This window comes from Bacillus mexicanus (assembly GCF_050445615.1).
Lineage (GTDB): Bacteria > Bacillota > Bacilli > Bacillales > Bacillaceae > Bacillus > Bacillus mexicanus.
This window is the reverse complement of record NZ_JBCEYV010000003.1, coordinates 119,545-133,062: the sequence shown is the minus strand read 5'-3', so window position 1 is coordinate 133,062 and position 13,518 is coordinate 119,545. Positions and strand designations below refer to the sequence as shown.

The 13,518-nt window shown below is 31.5% G+C and carries 30 protein-coding genes; all 30 read left to right on the top strand.

The features are described from left to right. Positions 1–32: 32 nt before the first annotated feature. The 30 genes from AAGG74_RS15360 to AAGG74_RS15215 all read left to right on the top strand — a co-directional run bounded on the left by AAGG74_RS15360 (position 33) and on the right by AAGG74_RS15215 (position 13,423). A complete protein-coding gene (locus AAGG74_RS15360; protein WP_429676092.1) occupies positions 33–242 on the top strand; it encodes a hypothetical protein in 210 nt (69 codons plus the stop codon). Positions 243–262: 20 nt separating this feature from the next. Continuing rightward, positions 263–580 (top strand): hypothetical protein, encoded by a 318-nt coding sequence (locus AAGG74_RS15355; RefSeq protein WP_429676091.1) that lies wholly within the window; start codon positions 263–265, stop codon positions 578–580. An 81-nt stretch (positions 581–661) separates the two neighbouring features. After that, positions 662–904, top strand: a complete 243-nt coding sequence (locus AAGG74_RS15350; protein WP_429676090.1) for a hypothetical protein — start codon at positions 662–664, stop codon at positions 902–904. A 364-nt stretch (positions 905–1,268) separates the two neighbouring features. Continuing rightward, complete coding sequence (locus AAGG74_RS15345) at positions 1,269–1,511, top strand: hypothetical protein (protein WP_429676089.1); 243 nt, start codon at positions 1,269–1,271, stop codon at positions 1,509–1,511. Positions 1,512–1,749: 238 nt separating this feature from the next. After that, complete coding sequence (locus tag AAGG74_RS15340; protein ID WP_429676088.1) at positions 1,750–1,989, top strand: hypothetical protein; 240 nt, start codon at positions 1,750–1,752, stop codon at positions 1,987–1,989. Between the two features lie 98 nt (positions 1,990–2,087). Next, positions 2,088–2,462 (top strand): hypothetical protein, encoded by a 375-nt coding sequence (locus AAGG74_RS15335; protein ID WP_429676087.1) that lies wholly within the window; start codon positions 2,088–2,090, stop codon positions 2,460–2,462. 151 nt (positions 2,463–2,613) lie between these two features. After that, positions 2,614–2,856 carry a hypothetical protein gene (locus AAGG74_RS15330; RefSeq protein WP_429676086.1) on the top strand — a complete coding sequence of 81 codons (243 nt, stop codon included), beginning with the start codon at positions 2,614–2,616 and terminating at the stop codon, positions 2,854–2,856. A gap of 72 nt (positions 2,857–2,928) precedes the next feature. Then, positions 2,929–3,060 carry a hypothetical protein gene (locus AAGG74_RS15325; protein ID WP_429676085.1) on the top strand — a complete coding sequence of 44 codons (132 nt, stop codon included), beginning with the start codon at positions 2,929–2,931 and terminating at the stop codon, positions 3,058–3,060. Between the two features lie 175 nt (positions 3,061–3,235). Beyond that, positions 3,236–3,646, top strand: a complete 411-nt coding sequence (locus tag AAGG74_RS15320; RefSeq protein WP_429676084.1) for a hypothetical protein — start codon at positions 3,236–3,238, stop codon at positions 3,644–3,646. A 408-nt stretch (positions 3,647–4,054) separates the two neighbouring features. After that, the gene (locus tag AAGG74_RS15315) at positions 4,055–4,522 is read left to right on the top strand and encodes a hypothetical protein (RefSeq protein WP_429676083.1); all 468 of its coding nucleotides are present in this window, start codon (positions 4,055–4,057) and stop codon (positions 4,520–4,522) included. A gap of 195 nt (positions 4,523–4,717) precedes the next feature. Continuing rightward, positions 4,718–5,200: a hypothetical protein gene (locus AAGG74_RS15310; RefSeq protein ID WP_429676082.1), complete on the top strand. Its 483-nt coding sequence runs from the start codon at positions 4,718–4,720 to the stop codon at positions 5,198–5,200. 58 nt (positions 5,201–5,258) lie between these two features. Beyond that, positions 5,259–5,480: a hypothetical protein gene (locus AAGG74_RS15305; RefSeq protein ID WP_429676081.1), complete on the top strand. Its 222-nt coding sequence runs from the start codon at positions 5,259–5,261 to the stop codon at positions 5,478–5,480. A gap of 179 nt (positions 5,481–5,659) precedes the next feature. Then, on the top strand, positions 5,660–5,872 hold the full coding sequence (locus AAGG74_RS15300; protein ID WP_429676080.1) for a hypothetical protein: 213 nt from the start codon (positions 5,660–5,662) through the stop codon (positions 5,870–5,872). Positions 5,873–6,055: 183 nt separating this feature from the next. Next, positions 6,056–6,265: a hypothetical protein gene (locus AAGG74_RS15295; protein WP_429676079.1), complete on the top strand. Its 210-nt coding sequence runs from the start codon at positions 6,056–6,058 to the stop codon at positions 6,263–6,265. A 62-nt stretch (positions 6,266–6,327) separates the two neighbouring features. Next, entirely contained in the window at positions 6,328–6,522 is a 195-nt protein-coding gene (locus AAGG74_RS15290; protein ID WP_429676078.1) for a hypothetical protein, read from the top strand. Between the two features lie 240 nt (positions 6,523–6,762). After that, complete coding sequence (locus AAGG74_RS15285; RefSeq protein WP_429676077.1) at positions 6,763–6,981, top strand: hypothetical protein; 219 nt, start codon at positions 6,763–6,765, stop codon at positions 6,979–6,981. A gap of 79 nt (positions 6,982–7,060) precedes the next feature. Next, the gene (locus AAGG74_RS15280) at positions 7,061–7,450 is read left to right on the top strand and encodes a hypothetical protein (protein WP_429676076.1); all 390 of its coding nucleotides are present in this window, start codon (positions 7,061–7,063) and stop codon (positions 7,448–7,450) included. Then, positions 7,444–8,550, top strand: coding sequence for an IS200/IS605 family element RNA-guided endonuclease TnpB (gene tnpB, locus AAGG74_RS15275; protein ID WP_429676851.1), 1,107 nt, complete (start codon positions 7,444–7,446; stop codon positions 8,548–8,550). The genes AAGG74_RS15280 and tnpB overlap by 7 nt, the downstream gene beginning before the upstream one ends. A gap of 506 nt (positions 8,551–9,056) precedes the next feature. Beyond that, positions 9,057–9,233 carry a hypothetical protein gene (locus AAGG74_RS15270; protein WP_429676075.1) on the top strand — a complete coding sequence of 59 codons (177 nt, stop codon included), beginning with the start codon at positions 9,057–9,059 and terminating at the stop codon, positions 9,231–9,233. A gap of 5 nt (positions 9,234–9,238) precedes the next feature. Beyond that, complete coding sequence (locus tag AAGG74_RS15265; protein ID WP_429676074.1) at positions 9,239–9,400, top strand: DUF7167 family protein; 162 nt, start codon at positions 9,239–9,241, stop codon at positions 9,398–9,400. Positions 9,401–9,546: 146 nt separating this feature from the next. Continuing rightward, positions 9,547–9,789 (top strand): hypothetical protein, encoded by a 243-nt coding sequence (locus AAGG74_RS15260; protein ID WP_429676073.1) that lies wholly within the window; start codon positions 9,547–9,549, stop codon positions 9,787–9,789. Next, positions 9,789–10,034, top strand: coding sequence for a hypothetical protein (locus AAGG74_RS15255; protein ID WP_429676072.1), 246 nt, complete (start codon positions 9,789–9,791; stop codon positions 10,032–10,034). Before AAGG74_RS15260 ends, AAGG74_RS15255 begins: the two co-directional genes overlap by 1 nt. A gap of 566 nt (positions 10,035–10,600) precedes the next feature. After that, complete coding sequence (locus AAGG74_RS15250; protein ID WP_429676071.1) at positions 10,601–10,960, top strand: hypothetical protein; 360 nt, start codon at positions 10,601–10,603, stop codon at positions 10,958–10,960. Positions 10,961–10,977: 17 nt separating this feature from the next. Next, positions 10,978–11,265 carry a hypothetical protein gene (locus AAGG74_RS15245; RefSeq protein ID WP_429676070.1) on the top strand — a complete coding sequence of 96 codons (288 nt, stop codon included), beginning with the start codon at positions 10,978–10,980 and terminating at the stop codon, positions 11,263–11,265. 63 nt (positions 11,266–11,328) lie between these two features. Further along, complete coding sequence (locus AAGG74_RS15240; RefSeq protein ID WP_429676069.1) at positions 11,329–11,556, top strand: hypothetical protein; 228 nt, start codon at positions 11,329–11,331, stop codon at positions 11,554–11,556. Positions 11,557–11,686: 130 nt separating this feature from the next. Continuing rightward, on the top strand, positions 11,687–12,112 hold the full coding sequence (locus tag AAGG74_RS15235) for a hypothetical protein (RefSeq protein ID WP_429676068.1): 426 nt from the start codon (positions 11,687–11,689) through the stop codon (positions 12,110–12,112). Positions 12,113–12,359: 247 nt separating this feature from the next. Further along, positions 12,360–12,482 carry a hypothetical protein gene (locus AAGG74_RS15230; protein WP_429676067.1) on the top strand — a complete coding sequence of 41 codons (123 nt, stop codon included), beginning with the start codon at positions 12,360–12,362 and terminating at the stop codon, positions 12,480–12,482. 276 nt (positions 12,483–12,758) lie between these two features. Continuing rightward, complete coding sequence (locus tag AAGG74_RS15225; RefSeq protein ID WP_429676066.1) at positions 12,759–12,965, top strand: hypothetical protein; 207 nt, start codon at positions 12,759–12,761, stop codon at positions 12,963–12,965. 16 nt (positions 12,966–12,981) lie between these two features. Further along, on the top strand, positions 12,982–13,230 hold the full coding sequence (locus AAGG74_RS15220) for a hypothetical protein (RefSeq protein WP_429676065.1): 249 nt from the start codon (positions 12,982–12,984) through the stop codon (positions 13,228–13,230). Between the two features lie 43 nt (positions 13,231–13,273). After that, positions 13,274–13,423 (top strand): hypothetical protein, encoded by a 150-nt coding sequence (locus AAGG74_RS15215; protein ID WP_429676064.1) that lies wholly within the window; start codon positions 13,274–13,276, stop codon positions 13,421–13,423. Positions 13,424–13,518: the final 95 nt, after the last annotated feature.

The window sequence follows — 13,518 nt, the reverse complement described above, 5'->3', positions numbered from 1 at the left end:
TAAGTACACAAAAGAAGGGAATGAACGTACATATGGAAAAACAAGTTTGGAATACACTTGCTTTTAATAACATTGGAACACATAAAATGAGATTCAAAAACAAATTAACATTAAATGAAGCGATCGAGTTAGGAAGAAGATACTGCAAGAATAATAATATGACCTATGTGAATACGTATGAGGATTATGAAATCGATGAACAAGAGAAAGACTTGCGGACAAAGCTAAATAAAAAAGACTGAACGTATAAAGGAGAATATAGATGGAAGCTAATGTGAATGCAAGATTATATGATTTCCTTAAGGAAAATGAAACAGGTATGTATATTGAAGGAAAAAGCGTAAAAGCATATGTACACGTTCGTTTTTTTAATATGGAAGAATTTGTTGAGATAGTGGGTACTCATATCTTTGAAGAAGGTGGTATTCAGGTAGATATGTTTGATAACGCGGTCTCTATAGAATTAAATGATATTATAGAAAACGAGGGCCAAAGCATCTTAAGCTACAAAAACTGTTTTGAAAAAAACACTATTGAGCGATATCGAGCTGAATTAGAAGGAATGGAAGTTCCATCATAGAGAATAGAAGAAACCAAAAAAGCATCGTCGGAAATTAAACTTATTTGAATAAGCAAAAGGATGATGAAAGGAAGGATCAGAATGGAATTTCAAAGAGGCGATAGAGTGGTTCCTGTAAACAAAACTTCTAGAAAAAGAGAACTTGACAATTGTGCTACATATTATTTGCGCGTGGAGAGGGATCAGAAATTTTTATTTATTAATGGCATAGATGATGTAGCAACCAAGAAGTTGGGTGAGACTTGTTACTGGTGTAACGTTGTTCTAGGAAGTGGTGGAGATAGTTACAGACATTCAGATCTTGTTCCGTACACAGAAAAATAAACATCAAAAAAGGCGGTTACTTATAAAGTAGCTGCCTTTTTTAAAGCTTTGTTTATTCAATGTTTTTTTGGTCTATATTTTTAGAAATTTGATTTTGAAAATGCCCTCCCATTAATATGAGAAGGCATCTTTTTCTGTTAAAGAAACAATAAAAATAGCAATAGCAACAAATAAATTAGAGAATATAGAAACTATATCATATATGTTTTCTTGCGTAAATAATTTTTTAGGAAAAACATTTATTTTTTAAAAACAAATGTTTAAAAAAATAATGATATTTTAAAAAATATATATTTTTAATGATTTTCCACCATTTTTTCTTTTATATATTAATATATTCAAAATTATTAAAGGAGCGAATGAAATGGATGATAGAACAATTGAGTTAATGGCAAAAGATACTCTTAGTATTTACAATGAAGAGACACTTAGCGAAGAAATAATTTTCAAAAAGGGTGATAAATATTTTGGAGACAAAATTGATCAAAATATAACAGTTTTAGGTTTAAACAATCAACAAATCGAATATAGTCTAGATCAAAATGATAAAAATTATGAGTATCTTGGAAATGACTTTGATTTCAATTTAACAAAAAGAATGAAATGAAAAAGAAAGTGAATCGAGAGGATATTTTTAAACCAATGTGTAGGCCATCCTGATTTTATAAAGAAAAACATAAGAAAGGTGGTCGTTATGAGAAAGGAAAGCAGAACTTGCTTAATGGCGGTTATGAAATTATAGAAAATCAATCTAAATAAGTTTAAAATAAAAATTTAATTTTAGTCCTCGTGTTTTATTAGAGGGTTTAATATGATCTAAGAGATTATAAGGAGAGAAGAATATAATGTATTCAATTACAACTATATCTAGGTTTGTAAGCAAAGGAAATAAAGAAGAACACTTTTTTGGAATGATAAGCAAAGATGAAAATGGCGTTGGTACTCTGGAAGCAGAAAATAAAAATATTCAAGTTCGTCTTTATGAAGAACTTTCTCAACAAAACACTAATGATTTAAAAGCATTTATACGTAATTTCAATACGGAATATAGCCAATTTAAAATTAATATCGATTATGCAGTTTAATATTGTACAGCAAAACCGATTAAATCAGTATAGTGTTATAATGTGCATTTAAGGACAGTAAGTAGCGCCTTAAAAGAATTAAAAGGAGAGAAAATAAAATGAATAAAAAAGAAGAAATTTTGTTAATGGATGCACTTCTGAAGGATATTAGTGGGAATTGGGCAGATGAAATTATATCAAGATTAACAGAAATTATTCGTATTGCAACTAAGTATAATTTCGAAGAAATAGCAAAAAAAGCAAGTAGTGTTTTGGAAGCTGAAAAATCCCAAAATAATAGAAACTTTGAAGGTAGAGTATTTGAAACAAGATATGAATCAGGGGGATATGAAGGATTGAGTAAATTCTATGAGGATTTTGATTTTAAATTAATAGGAAGATCTAAAGAATTTCTAGAAAAAATAGATAAACTAATGACTAATGAGTGGCTTATCTTCCCTGATTTTAAAGAATTCATAAGACTTCAAGACTGAGACAGTGTTTCAAAAATTATCATAAAACAAATAAAGAAACAAGGCATCACTTTTAAACTGATGCCTTTTTTATTTTTTTGTCCAAAACTCATCATAAAGAGTTATTTTATTAACAGTTAATACGAAATCAAGACGAAAAGGAGAGAGATATATGCAATCAGAAACAATTTACAAAACGGAAAAAGACATTATAGAAGAACAAATGTGGAAAATTATTTTAAGGGAAACAAAAGTAAATGATGATGCAGGATGTGACTGGTTTACAATTGGAAACAAAACTTTTATCGGAGATTTAGATTGGCAGGTATCTTCAAAAAAAGAAGTCGCAGACTTAGTTAATGCTGCTAACGCTTTGAATGGACTAACAAGTTTGATTAATGCGAAAAGAGAATAGGTTTTTCTAGACTCATTTCATTAATGAAAACATTTTCGGAATAAGAAGACTACCAAATAGAGGAGAAGAAGGATGTCAAAAAAACAAGGTAAGATCATTCGTGTGCGATTTAGCGCTGATTGGACAATGATGTTTGGTGATAGTTATAAACCCTGGGAAATACAACTTGAAGAATATCTTTCGCTTATTAAAACAAAAAGGTAAACTTAATGGCTAACTAGATGTGTCCGTATAATCCTCATCCAAGGAAGTATAAATAATATGTCTTTTTACAAGGATATTTTTGAAATTTTTGTTGTTTTTCACCTTTTTAGTAATATTTATTTATAATACATTTAGTAGTGAATAAAATACAATATATTGTGAAGGAGCGGTTTTGTTGGAAATCGAATTAAAGAAAGCACAAAATGAATTAGAGCAAGCACAAGAATTGCTTAAAAAATTTTATGAGGACTTTGGCAAACATCCTAATTCAGATTTTTTTCTTTGGGTAAACGTGGAAGAGTACCTCAAAGAAAAAAAGTTGATTAATACAAACAGAAATTATGAACCGAGAGAAGGAAACGAACGATTAGAGAAAGTTGTGGAATCCAAAAAATACATAAATAAAAATGATCAAAAAATATATCAGGTTAAGCAATTAGCGACACGCTTCGATTCATTGGAAACAATGGTTTGCTGTTGTCCAATTGAAGATGAAGATAAGATTTGGGTTATATCTCTTAGATGGTTTGAAGAAGAATTTGAGGAAACAGACCAAAATTGCAATAAATTAGATGATTCAAAGTAAGTCGTAATACGAATTAAATATCCAATAAAAAATCAAAAGACTTGGTTTAATTCAAGTCTTTTTTTCATAGTTGAAATCAACAATATATACGAAAAGAGCCATTTGCAAATATGGAACAGTGACACGCAAGGTGAACAAACTGTTTGAGAAATGGAGAAAAAATCTCTACTGAATGCTTTAGACTGAAAGCAAAAAGGCGGAACCTCAATGAATTACGCCTTTTTTATGTCAGTTGCTTTTTTGGACTATAATTAAAAAAATAGAAAAGGAGCTGGGAATATGATTATGTGGCAGGTTAGTTTTGTAAATATGTTTCTATGGCTAATAAAATGAGAAGCATTAACTAATTAAAATAGATACATAATATAGTCTTTTCTTATACCTATTCTTTTTAAGGAGATGCAAAAAATGAGTTATACAGAAATTTATGGCGTGAAAACTAATGGAGAAGTTGTCTTTGTAGGAGAAACAAAGAATGCTTGGCGTGGTGCTATGCACGTATGGACAAAACTATGTCAAAAATACAATATCGAAGCTGGTTTTGGTGGTTTTCAAGAATTATGGAAGTTAACAGATACAGGGGCTTTAGATGATTTCGAGAATATAACTCTAAAATCGACTTTCGATAATGTTGTTGTGAAGAAAGAAGATATACCTATGCTTCTAGAAGCGTTTAGATTGTATGAAAGTCGTTTTCCTAATAGTTCGTTGCTAGAACAAGCTGAAATCATTAAAAAAGATATTTTAGAGGATAAGGAAATGATTGCAGTCTGTTGGAACCAAACATCTGTGAATGCAAACCCTTGGACAGATGGTTATGATGAAGATAACGAAGAGAAAATCCCTTATAACGTATTAACAGGAGAAAGACATTGATTTTTAACTGCTTAGAAGATCAGAATTTAAATAATATAAGAATCTCTTTAGTTTGTGAACTTGTAAAGTTATAAATAGCTTAATTAATAGGGCACCGGTTTTATTACCGGATGCCTTCTTTATTTTTTTCTCCAATATTTCGTTTTTCTGAATATAATCTTTTTAAATAAAAGAGAGATAAAGGAGAGAAAAAAGATGATTAAATGGGCAAGAGTTGGGATGTCAATCGACGTAAACGAGGAATTATGGGAAAAAGACAAAGAAGAAGCTGTTATGGATGCTTTTAGAAAAGGGAAAGTAGAGATGGATGGGGAAACTTATTTCCCGGATGAAGTAGATGAAAATGATGATACAGAGGTAAACTTGGATCTTACTGGGGTTGTAAAGTTAATGGAAACTGAACAACAACCCCTGAAAAAACAGACTGATCTAGAAAAAGTAATTGGAAAAGAACTATCAAAGACATTATCTAATAATACTGAACTCAAAATTAAAGTATTGAATGAAAAAGAAGTTCAGTACCGATTTATCGAGGGAAATGGGGATACAAAAAATGAACCGATAACAACTATATTAGAAGTAGCTGAAGATGATGTTGAGGGTCTAATTGACTTTAGCTTTATGGATGAGTTGACTTCAACTAGATTCTTTCTGTTTCAATTCTCATTAGTTAAGTGACAAATACCTTAATTAATAATATCATTATAGAAACAATAGTGAATAAGGAGAATATGCGATGATCACAATTGATAACAATTTAGAAGACAGTCTTATTTCGAAAGGGCTAATTTATAAGAATAGTGAGCATATTGGAAGCTTCCGTATTGATAAAGAGGGTAAAACAATTAGCGTTATCAATAAAGGAAATATTACTTTAAATGATACGATAGAATTTCTAAAATTAATCAATGGAAAGAGAATGGATTATTTTCAATTCCAACTTGAAATTTCGCAATAATCATAAATTCTATAAGGCGTCAGTTTATTAACTGATTGCCTTTTTATTTTCCAATAAGACATATTAAGGTTGTAATATGAATAAGTAACTAAAACGAAACAATGAGGAAGTATTAATATATAAAGTTCTTATTCAGCTTGTAGATCCTTATAAGAGGAAAATAAACTAGGAGGCTCAAAATGGACGAAAATAAAATTATTAGAAGAAAAGCAAAAAGAATTCAACGAGCTCGAGGATTAATGTTTATGCTAAAAACGGATATTGAATCATTCACAAATATTGGACAAAAAGAAAGAGAATACCTATTAAAAATGGTTGAAAAGATTCTTCCTTATTTAGAGAATGATGATAAAGAAGAAAATAAGTACAATTACGACAATCGAAATGATTAAGGATGGCGTAGAACGAGAGTTAGAAATTAAATCTTTCGAGTTTGTTGTTGAGCAATTGTTACTCCAAAAAGCACTCAGGATGAACTATTCTGGTATGTAAAATAATAAAATTCCCTTAGTGATTTTTCTTGGGAAAGAAACAATTTTTTATTGAAACTGACATAAATTAAAGAGAATAGGAACGTGAAACCAATGGAATATGAGAAATATGAGACCGGAAGTTATAAGTTTATTAGTTCAAAAAATAAAGTTGTCGTTTATGTTGATGACAAGGTATGGGGAGTCCCTCAAGGTGATAGGTTTTTAGCAGCTTTGCTCAACGATATTAAAAAATATAAAGAGAAAATCAAGCGTCTGGAAACGGAGCTCTATAACAAAAGTAAAAGTGATTAATGAAAAATATCAAATGTTCTTTTAAAAAGAAAAAAACGTTTAGAAATGAAAGAGGGAGCTTAATGAATTATAAGGATTACCAAAACAACAAAGACATTGAATTCGCAATTTTATTATTGGAGCAAGAACTGGTGCGAAGAAAAAAAACTTTAAAAGAAGCTCATCTACTATCTCCTCAAAAAGAAGGGCTGATTGAGGATCTTAGCTGCATAGAATCTTCAATTCGCAAAATTAGAGATAATTGGGGAATTGACTAATTCATCGTAACTTATTAATAAAAATAGTAATTAATGGTTGAGTAAAAACAGCATACATATTTAAGGCACCAGTTTTTTCTGGGCCTTTTTTTACTTTTTATCTGATGATCCTTTTTTAGATGGTAATATATATTAAAAGGAAAGAAGTAATATGAACTTTTGAGGGTAGAAATGTTTGAAAACAAATACTCAAACAAAGTTTTCGAACCGGTGACAAATATGAAATAGGGAGATATAAAAATGGAATACAAGAAGATTATTGATGATGTGCACGAGCTAATGAAGTTGTCTAATGAGGAATTGGACGAAGTGCTAATTGATCAAAAGTACAACAAAGCTTTATTACGAGAACTAGTCAGACGTTCATTAAAAGTAGCTAAAGACTATAAGAAAGCGTTCGATTATGAGAAATATGAAAGAAAAGATACGGAAGAATTACTTCGACTTTATAACAATTAATTGAACGCAAAAAATCATAAATTACAAGTTGCAAACTGAGAGAGATAAAACCGAAATTGGACAAGGAGGAAATAAACAAATGGAAAGCAAAACATTCGAAAATGGCTTAGTGGTAAAACACCGGAAGTCTGCAATTATTTTTGAAAATGCTGGTGGTAAAAAAGAAAAAGAAGAACGTTTTTCATACGAATTCACAGAAGAGGGATTCAAGCATTTTGCTACCTATATTGAAGAAATAGCTAATAAGGCGTGGAGAAATCTGACCCCAAAAGAAGAAGACAGTTTTAGTTCTGATTATGGTGAATACTATGATCGGAAATATGATGATAATGGAAGTTTATCAATTAATGGAACTAGCCTTTTAATTACCGCACCTTACTGGTCAGTCGATACATTGTATCAATTCAACAAACCAAAAATTCAATCATTTATTTATGATATGCGAAAAAAAGTGATTGACGGATCTTAATACATAAAACCTTCGGTTCTTGTCGTTTTCTCTTTAACCATTTTCTGCACGAGTGGAATCAAACGTATGAGAAAACCGGAAAAGGACTTTCTTATAATGCTTGTGCGAATCAATTGCCTCAGTTGAAAAATACATACATTTGGTTAAAGGAAATTGATTCTACCGCGCTTCAGAGCTCTGTTCGTTTTTTAAGTGATAGTTTTACTCGCTTCTTTAAGAAGCAGAACCGAGCACCACGATTCAAGCGAAAAGGTGATGACGTTCAATCTTATAAAACGGTGATTCAAGGTAAAGCGCAGAACGCCAATGTCACGATTCAAGACAATAACATTAAGTTACCGAAGCTGGGTTGGATGAAATTTGCAAAAAGTCGCAATGTGAACGGCCGGATTCTATCTGTCACCGTCAGAAAAAATGTAGCTGGCAAGTTCTTCATCTCTGTTGTGTGCGAAGAAATGATCGGTGCAAAACCAAAGACCAACAATACCGTAGGTATTGATTTGGGTATTACTGACTTCGCAATTCTTTCAACTGGCAAAAAGGTAAATAACCATCGCTTTACAAAAAGAATGGAGAAGAAACTTAAACGCGAACAGCGTAAGCTATCTCGTCGAGCCCTATTAGCTAAGAAGAATAACATCAAGTTAATCGATGCTAAGAATTATCAGAAGCAAAAGATAAAAGTAGCTCGTCTTCACGAGAAAGTGAAAAACCAACGCCAAGACTTCTTACATAAATTATCTACTGATCTCGTCAAAAACCACGACGTGATCGTGATCGAAGATTTACATACCGAAGGTATGTTAAAGAACCGAAAGTTGTCTAAAGCTATTTCTGATGTCTCTTGGAGCGAGTTTGACTCAATGCTGACATACAAAGCTGAATGGTACGGGAAAAGCCTCGTCAAAATTGATAGATGGTTTCCTTCTAGTCAGATTTGCAGCAACTGTGGCCAACAAGACGGACCGAAACCGCTTCACATTAGATTCTGGACTTGTAATAATTGTGGCTGTGCTCACGATCGTGATATCAACGCTGCAATGAATATAGAAAACGAAGGTTTAAGACTTATTGCCGGCGGAATCAACGGTGTAGCCTGATAAAATAACTAAGACCTATGGCCAAAGGAAAACCGATTGGCTAAGTCTGGTGTTCTCAGGAATCTCGGTACTTTAGTGTCGAGTAGTTCAAATCGATAGGAAAAGATGAAAGTGAAGCTGAGATAAATTTCGCTACAGATTTCCATCTGAAAAAATTCGCCAAATAAAAGAATTAGAGGAAAAGGCATTAGAAATTTAAACGCTATGAACTATGATGTTTTAAAAAATTGAAATGTTAAAGATAAAAGGTGAGAAATGAAAGAGAAAATAACAGCAGACCTCGTAGAAGCTTTAGGTATCGTCAAAGATTTCCTTGTGGTTTCAGGAGTATTATTTTGGGCCTGGGTAATAATTTGGATTTTTCAAAACTAGATTGTATGTTATCTCGAATAAACTTATGGCACCTGTATTTATGCTGAGTGCCTTTTTTTATTTTTTTCTCCAATTTCTGTTTCTATAACATAAGATAATGAAGATATAAATGCTATGAAAAAGGAGTATACGAAATGAAAAAAGAACAACTGGTGGAAAAAATACAAGGACTTTACATATCCTCTGATTTCAACGAATTTTCTCAATGGTCACAAGAAAAATTTTTAGAACTGATTCCTTTTTTGCCGGTGAAAAAACTAAAAGAACTAAAGGAAGAATTAGAGGAAATTCAAGGAGAATTCTGGGAGTAATAATTATGAAAAAACACGAATTTTATGTTGGAGTTTGTTTTGCTGCTGGTGTTAGTATTAAAGAAATCGTGGAATTACCTGAGAATTTAACTGATGAAGAAGTTGAAGAACAATTTAAAGAGTGGGTTTGGGATCAACTGGACGCACACAGAGAAGAGATTGAATAAACCATATTTATGACTAGGGAAATTTCGCAATTTGACTGTTCACGAAATGGGCAATACTAAGAAAGAAAGTAAAGCTTTTAGAAGTTTCAACACTTAGCGTAGTAAATGCAACATTCTAAAAAATGATAATTGAAAAGGAGATACAAATGGTTATTTTCGAAAAGGGCATAGAAATCTTTTCTGATTTTGAAGGCGAGTATATTCAAGGAATTATAGAGGATGTATGTGAAATTGCTGGATTATTTGTTAAATTCGAAAAGCCAGTGCCTACAAATACAGGGGCAAAACTAGAAAAATGTTGGATAAAGGTACCTAATACTGAATATAGAGAAGTCGAAGGTATAGGAATATTACCTGAAAAACAATTTATTCAAAAGGAAAACTTCTAATGGGTTACACAAAACCTATTTGCGACTGCGGAAGCGAACTTATCTTTACTATTCATCAAATCGACAGTATGGATTATCGAATAAGTGATAGAGGAAAAATATTAAAATCATCAGTAATACACAATAAAGAAATTATTGATTCGCATTTTTCTTGCAATGTCTGTGGTAACCATTACAGATTTAATTATGACGAAAACGACAAAATAATAAGGGGAGAAATAAGAAGAAAAGGTTTTGATGAATAATTAATGCTAACTTATTTTTATAAATTACAAAAGGGCAACAGTTTACAACTGTCTGCCTTTTTCTTTTTTGCTTTTTTAAAAGTTTGTTGTTTTTGAGGAAAAAATTATTTTTCATTGTACTACTAAAGGTTGAACAACAAATAAATAAGGGGGTATCAATCTTGGCATTGACAGTAGCTTGTATTGTTTCAGCTGTAATACTCGGGGTAATAGTGTGGGGGGTTTGGTATGCATTTCAGAACGGAGCTCCTACAGATACAAATTATTAACCACTGAACTAAAAATCATTTGTTAGAAATATTAGAACTTAGACCTTTCGCTGTAAGAGAGGTCTTTTTACATCTCTCTAAACATTTCAACGGTTGTAATTTTCGGCACGGCGTGATAAGCAGCATATGCTATATCTGTTTTTCGATATTAACACGATAATTCTGGTCAAGAAAGCAAATATCAATACCAAAATAGCGTTTTTCTTAAAAAGAGCGGACTTTGAATTATTTTTTTCCATTTTACTATAAGTAATGTTTTAAAATTAATGTAGAACAAACAAAGGATGCGATTAATTGATGGAAGGAATAGTCCTAGAAAATTATGACTCGGTCATAAATGATTATGTTTATAGAGAAGGACAGATAATCGAAATAATTGAGTTAGAAACGTTCCAAGATACATACGCAATCTATTATGAAGAAACATTAGATTTCATACCTAAAGATATCATTCGAGTTCTTATTGATGAGGATTTAAGAAAAATGGATACTGGTTGGCTTATTAGATATAAGAGCGGGAGAAGCGTTATTGTATCAGAAGAGAAACATAAATCACAAAACGGGCACAAAAAGAATAAAGATGTATTTTTAGAAGAACATTGGTCAGATATTAACTGGATTATAGACAAGCACCCTGAGTTCAAAGTGTATAAGTAAATTTAGGAGCGATTTTTTTGGATAATAGAGAAACTGAAATTATACAACAAGCAGAAAAATTCATTAGAAAAACAGCATCGATGATTGGCCATAAGAATGCAAATAATCTTTTAGAAGTAGTAAAGCTTGCTAAAAAACAAAGTATAGAACTTTCCTTATATAGTGATGAATACAGAGAGAGTGCTAATGAACGTTCTGATCTCATTTGTGAAAATGAAGAATTGAAAAAGTTCAAAGATGCTACTGAAGAAGTAGTAGGTGACATCATATTAGACCTAATTGAAGATAGGATAGCTGATAAGTAAATGTTCCGAATCATATCACAAGAAACAAAAAACTGAATTTATGATATAGGAGTGGGTGAAACAATGGAAGCTATTAAAGCTGTTGAGAGTTTGATTTGGAAGAAAAGCCAACTTGAAAAATTCGAAGATTGGTTAGAAGATATAGAAGTATATAATCAACCAGTGAATGGTGTATATTGGAGAAATCTAAAGAAACTTTTACAAAACTATTCAGAAGAAATGAAAAATGAAATCGAAGAGATCGAACAAAAAATCAATAAAGCTATCGGTGAGACTAATATAGACATTTAATATTTAGGGAAGTGATTCTTTTGTGGGTTTGTTGATAAAAAGGAAGAGAATAATTTAAAGACAAATATTGAATGTATTTAAAGAGCTGCATTCGATGAAAAAAGTAAACTGAATTCAAGGAGGACTTTTAGTGGGAATTACGATAAGATCTAAAAACTTTAGTGCAGATATGGGTTATGGAGGCTTTGGTCGATTTAGAAATAAAGTAGCAACACTTTATAGCTTAGAGTTTGGGAAACATTATGAAGAATTAAATAGAGGGATGTTTCTTATGAAGGATGAAAGAGAATCTTTTTTCAAAGAATATAATAAAAAGACAGAGGAACTGGTTAAATCTAATAAAATAACTGATGAAATTGCAAACTTTTGTTATCAGCCTGATTGCGACGGATCGGTTGACCAAAATCAAGCAAAACAGATTTATGAAAAGATAAAAGATTATGATGATGATATTTGCTATGGGTATGCCGGTAGGTCGGATTGTGCAATGTTTTCGGACTTGAAAGACATCTTTAAAGATTGTGCGGAAAATGGAGAAAAAATTGATTGGTCTTAGTTCGTATATCGAAAATTCTTTTAAATATAATTAAGGACTGGCCATAGTAAAAATATCTGCAACAAATACAAATATATTTTACGTAAAGAACGGACCAAAAATTTGAGGTGTAGGGGAGTGAAAAAAATGAAGGTATACAGCATATACTGACCAGATTAATTACATTAATGGCGAACAATTGCGGGTAAGTAGAGAGCTTATATATAATAAGGCTAAGACGAATTGCTGCCAATAGGGGGGGCTGACTTTGAAAAAGCGTCAGAGAAGAAAAAATCACAAACAACATATCATTTCTCTTGCAAATGATGGAAGACTTTTTAAGTCTGAAGATGCGAAACAAAAGTGGATCAAAGATACATATAATGTTTAGGTACAACTTTCACTAAATACTACTTAGTAGGTTTTCCAAAATCTCCGTTTGAGAATGTAATATCAAACAAATAAATTAAAAAAGATGAAATAGAAGTTGATTCTTATATTAGAAAAATACACACATAATAGGGCACCAGATTTGTTTTCTGGGCCTTTTTTAGTTTTTCCCATTCTTGCGTTTTAATGATGTAAGATATATGAAATACAAGGAAAGGAAGGAAGAAGAGTGGGGTATTATATACGTTCTTTGGATAGTGTAAGAAAGTGGAGAAATATGCCTTGGTTGAAATACGGAATGACTGTTGAAGTGAATGGGAAGATGGGGAAAGTCACCGGATCTACTTCGAGCAACAACATTTTCGTAAAGTTTACTGATCCTGAAAACAAGAGATACAACGGAAATTGCCACCCCTGGTGGGAAACGAGATATTTTGATAAAGACGGAGAGGTAATTGCTGATTATAGAGATACGAAAAAATAAAAGGGAGGGTAAAGCGATGTCACCATATAGTGCTGTAGGTTGGTTAAGTATACTTAAGGAAACATTGAGTGAAAAAACAGACGGGGACAAGTTGATGGCTATTAATTTTGCAATTAATTCTATCAAAGAAAATGTGAAACTAAAAGCAGATTTAGAAGAATGGGTAGAGCTTTTTACTTTGATAAAAAAAGATAAAAGATTATCGGAAAATAAGCAAACGAATGAATGGATGAACAAAGCAAGAGAAATGGGATTAGACATATAACAATGAAGTAAACGACGTCATTTTAAGGAAAGGCGATGGAGAAATGAAAACAATCGAATCGTTGTTAATAGAAAAAGAACGATTAACAAATCACTTAGAGTGTGGAAAAGACGTTTTGTGTTTCAAAGAACTTAATTGGGTAAGAGGAAAAATCAAAGATATAAATATAAAAATTAAGCGCTGCCTTAATTAAGGTTAACTTACATATAAGCATATAAGGTGCCGGTTTATTCTGGGTACCTTTTTTGTTTTTTCTCAATAAATAATATATCTGATATAAAATCTATT

What these genes read in the sequence shown, in the direction of transcription:
- AAGG74_RS15360 (WP_429676092.1), top strand. Translation starts at nt 33, where the DNA reads ATGGAAAAACAAGTTTGGAATACACTTGCTTTTAATAACATTGGAACA.
- AAGG74_RS15355 (WP_429676091.1), top strand. Translation starts at nt 263, where the DNA reads ATGGAAGCTAATGTGAATGCAAGATTATATGATTTCCTTAAGGAAAAT.
- AAGG74_RS15350 (WP_429676090.1), top strand. Translation starts at nt 662, where the DNA reads ATGGAATTTCAAAGAGGCGATAGAGTGGTTCCTGTAAACAAAACTTCT.
- AAGG74_RS15345 (WP_429676089.1), top strand. Translation starts at nt 1,269, where the DNA reads ATGGATGATAGAACAATTGAGTTAATGGCAAAAGATACTCTTAGTATT.
- AAGG74_RS15340 (WP_429676088.1), top strand. Translation starts at nt 1,750, where the DNA reads ATGTATTCAATTACAACTATATCTAGGTTTGTAAGCAAAGGAAATAAA.
- AAGG74_RS15335 (WP_429676087.1), top strand. Translation starts at nt 2,088, where the DNA reads ATGAATAAAAAAGAAGAAATTTTGTTAATGGATGCACTTCTGAAGGAT.
- AAGG74_RS15330 (WP_429676086.1), top strand. Translation starts at nt 2,614, where the DNA reads ATGCAATCAGAAACAATTTACAAAACGGAAAAAGACATTATAGAAGAA.
- AAGG74_RS15325 (WP_429676085.1), top strand. Translation starts at nt 2,929, where the DNA reads ATGTCAAAAAAACAAGGTAAGATCATTCGTGTGCGATTTAGCGCTGAT.
- AAGG74_RS15315 (WP_429676083.1), top strand. Translation starts at nt 4,055, where the DNA reads ATGAGTTATACAGAAATTTATGGCGTGAAAACTAATGGAGAAGTTGTC.
- AAGG74_RS15310 (WP_429676082.1), top strand. Translation starts at nt 4,718, where the DNA reads ATGATTAAATGGGCAAGAGTTGGGATGTCAATCGACGTAAACGAGGAA.
- AAGG74_RS15305 (WP_429676081.1), top strand. Translation starts at nt 5,259, where the DNA reads ATGATCACAATTGATAACAATTTAGAAGACAGTCTTATTTCGAAAGGG.
- AAGG74_RS15300 (WP_429676080.1), top strand. Translation starts at nt 5,660, where the DNA reads ATGGACGAAAATAAAATTATTAGAAGAAAAGCAAAAAGAATTCAACGA.
- AAGG74_RS15290 (WP_429676078.1), top strand. Translation starts at nt 6,328, where the DNA reads ATGAATTATAAGGATTACCAAAACAACAAAGACATTGAATTCGCAATT.
- AAGG74_RS15285 (WP_429676077.1), top strand. Translation starts at nt 6,763, where the DNA reads ATGGAATACAAGAAGATTATTGATGATGTGCACGAGCTAATGAAGTTG.
- AAGG74_RS15280 (WP_429676076.1), top strand. Translation starts at nt 7,061, where the DNA reads ATGGAAAGCAAAACATTCGAAAATGGCTTAGTGGTAAAACACCGGAAG.
- AAGG74_RS15270 (WP_429676075.1), top strand. Translation starts at nt 9,057, where the DNA reads ATGAAAAAAGAACAACTGGTGGAAAAAATACAAGGACTTTACATATCC.
- AAGG74_RS15265 (WP_429676074.1), top strand. Translation starts at nt 9,239, where the DNA reads ATGAAAAAACACGAATTTTATGTTGGAGTTTGTTTTGCTGCTGGTGTT.
- AAGG74_RS15260 (WP_429676073.1), top strand. Translation starts at nt 9,547, where the DNA reads ATGGTTATTTTCGAAAAGGGCATAGAAATCTTTTCTGATTTTGAAGGC.
- AAGG74_RS15255 (WP_429676072.1), top strand. Translation starts at nt 9,789, where the DNA reads ATGGGTTACACAAAACCTATTTGCGACTGCGGAAGCGAACTTATCTTT.
- AAGG74_RS15250 (WP_429676071.1), top strand. Translation starts at nt 10,601, where the DNA reads ATGGAAGGAATAGTCCTAGAAAATTATGACTCGGTCATAAATGATTAT.
- AAGG74_RS15240 (WP_429676069.1), top strand. Translation starts at nt 11,329, where the DNA reads ATGGAAGCTATTAAAGCTGTTGAGAGTTTGATTTGGAAGAAAAGCCAA.
- AAGG74_RS15225 (WP_429676066.1), top strand. Translation starts at nt 12,759, where the DNA reads ATGCCTTGGTTGAAATACGGAATGACTGTTGAAGTGAATGGGAAGATG.
- AAGG74_RS15220 (WP_429676065.1), top strand. Translation starts at nt 12,982, where the DNA reads ATGTCACCATATAGTGCTGTAGGTTGGTTAAGTATACTTAAGGAAACA.
- AAGG74_RS15215 (WP_429676064.1), top strand. Translation starts at nt 13,274, where the DNA reads ATGAAAACAATCGAATCGTTGTTAATAGAAAAAGAACGATTAACAAAT.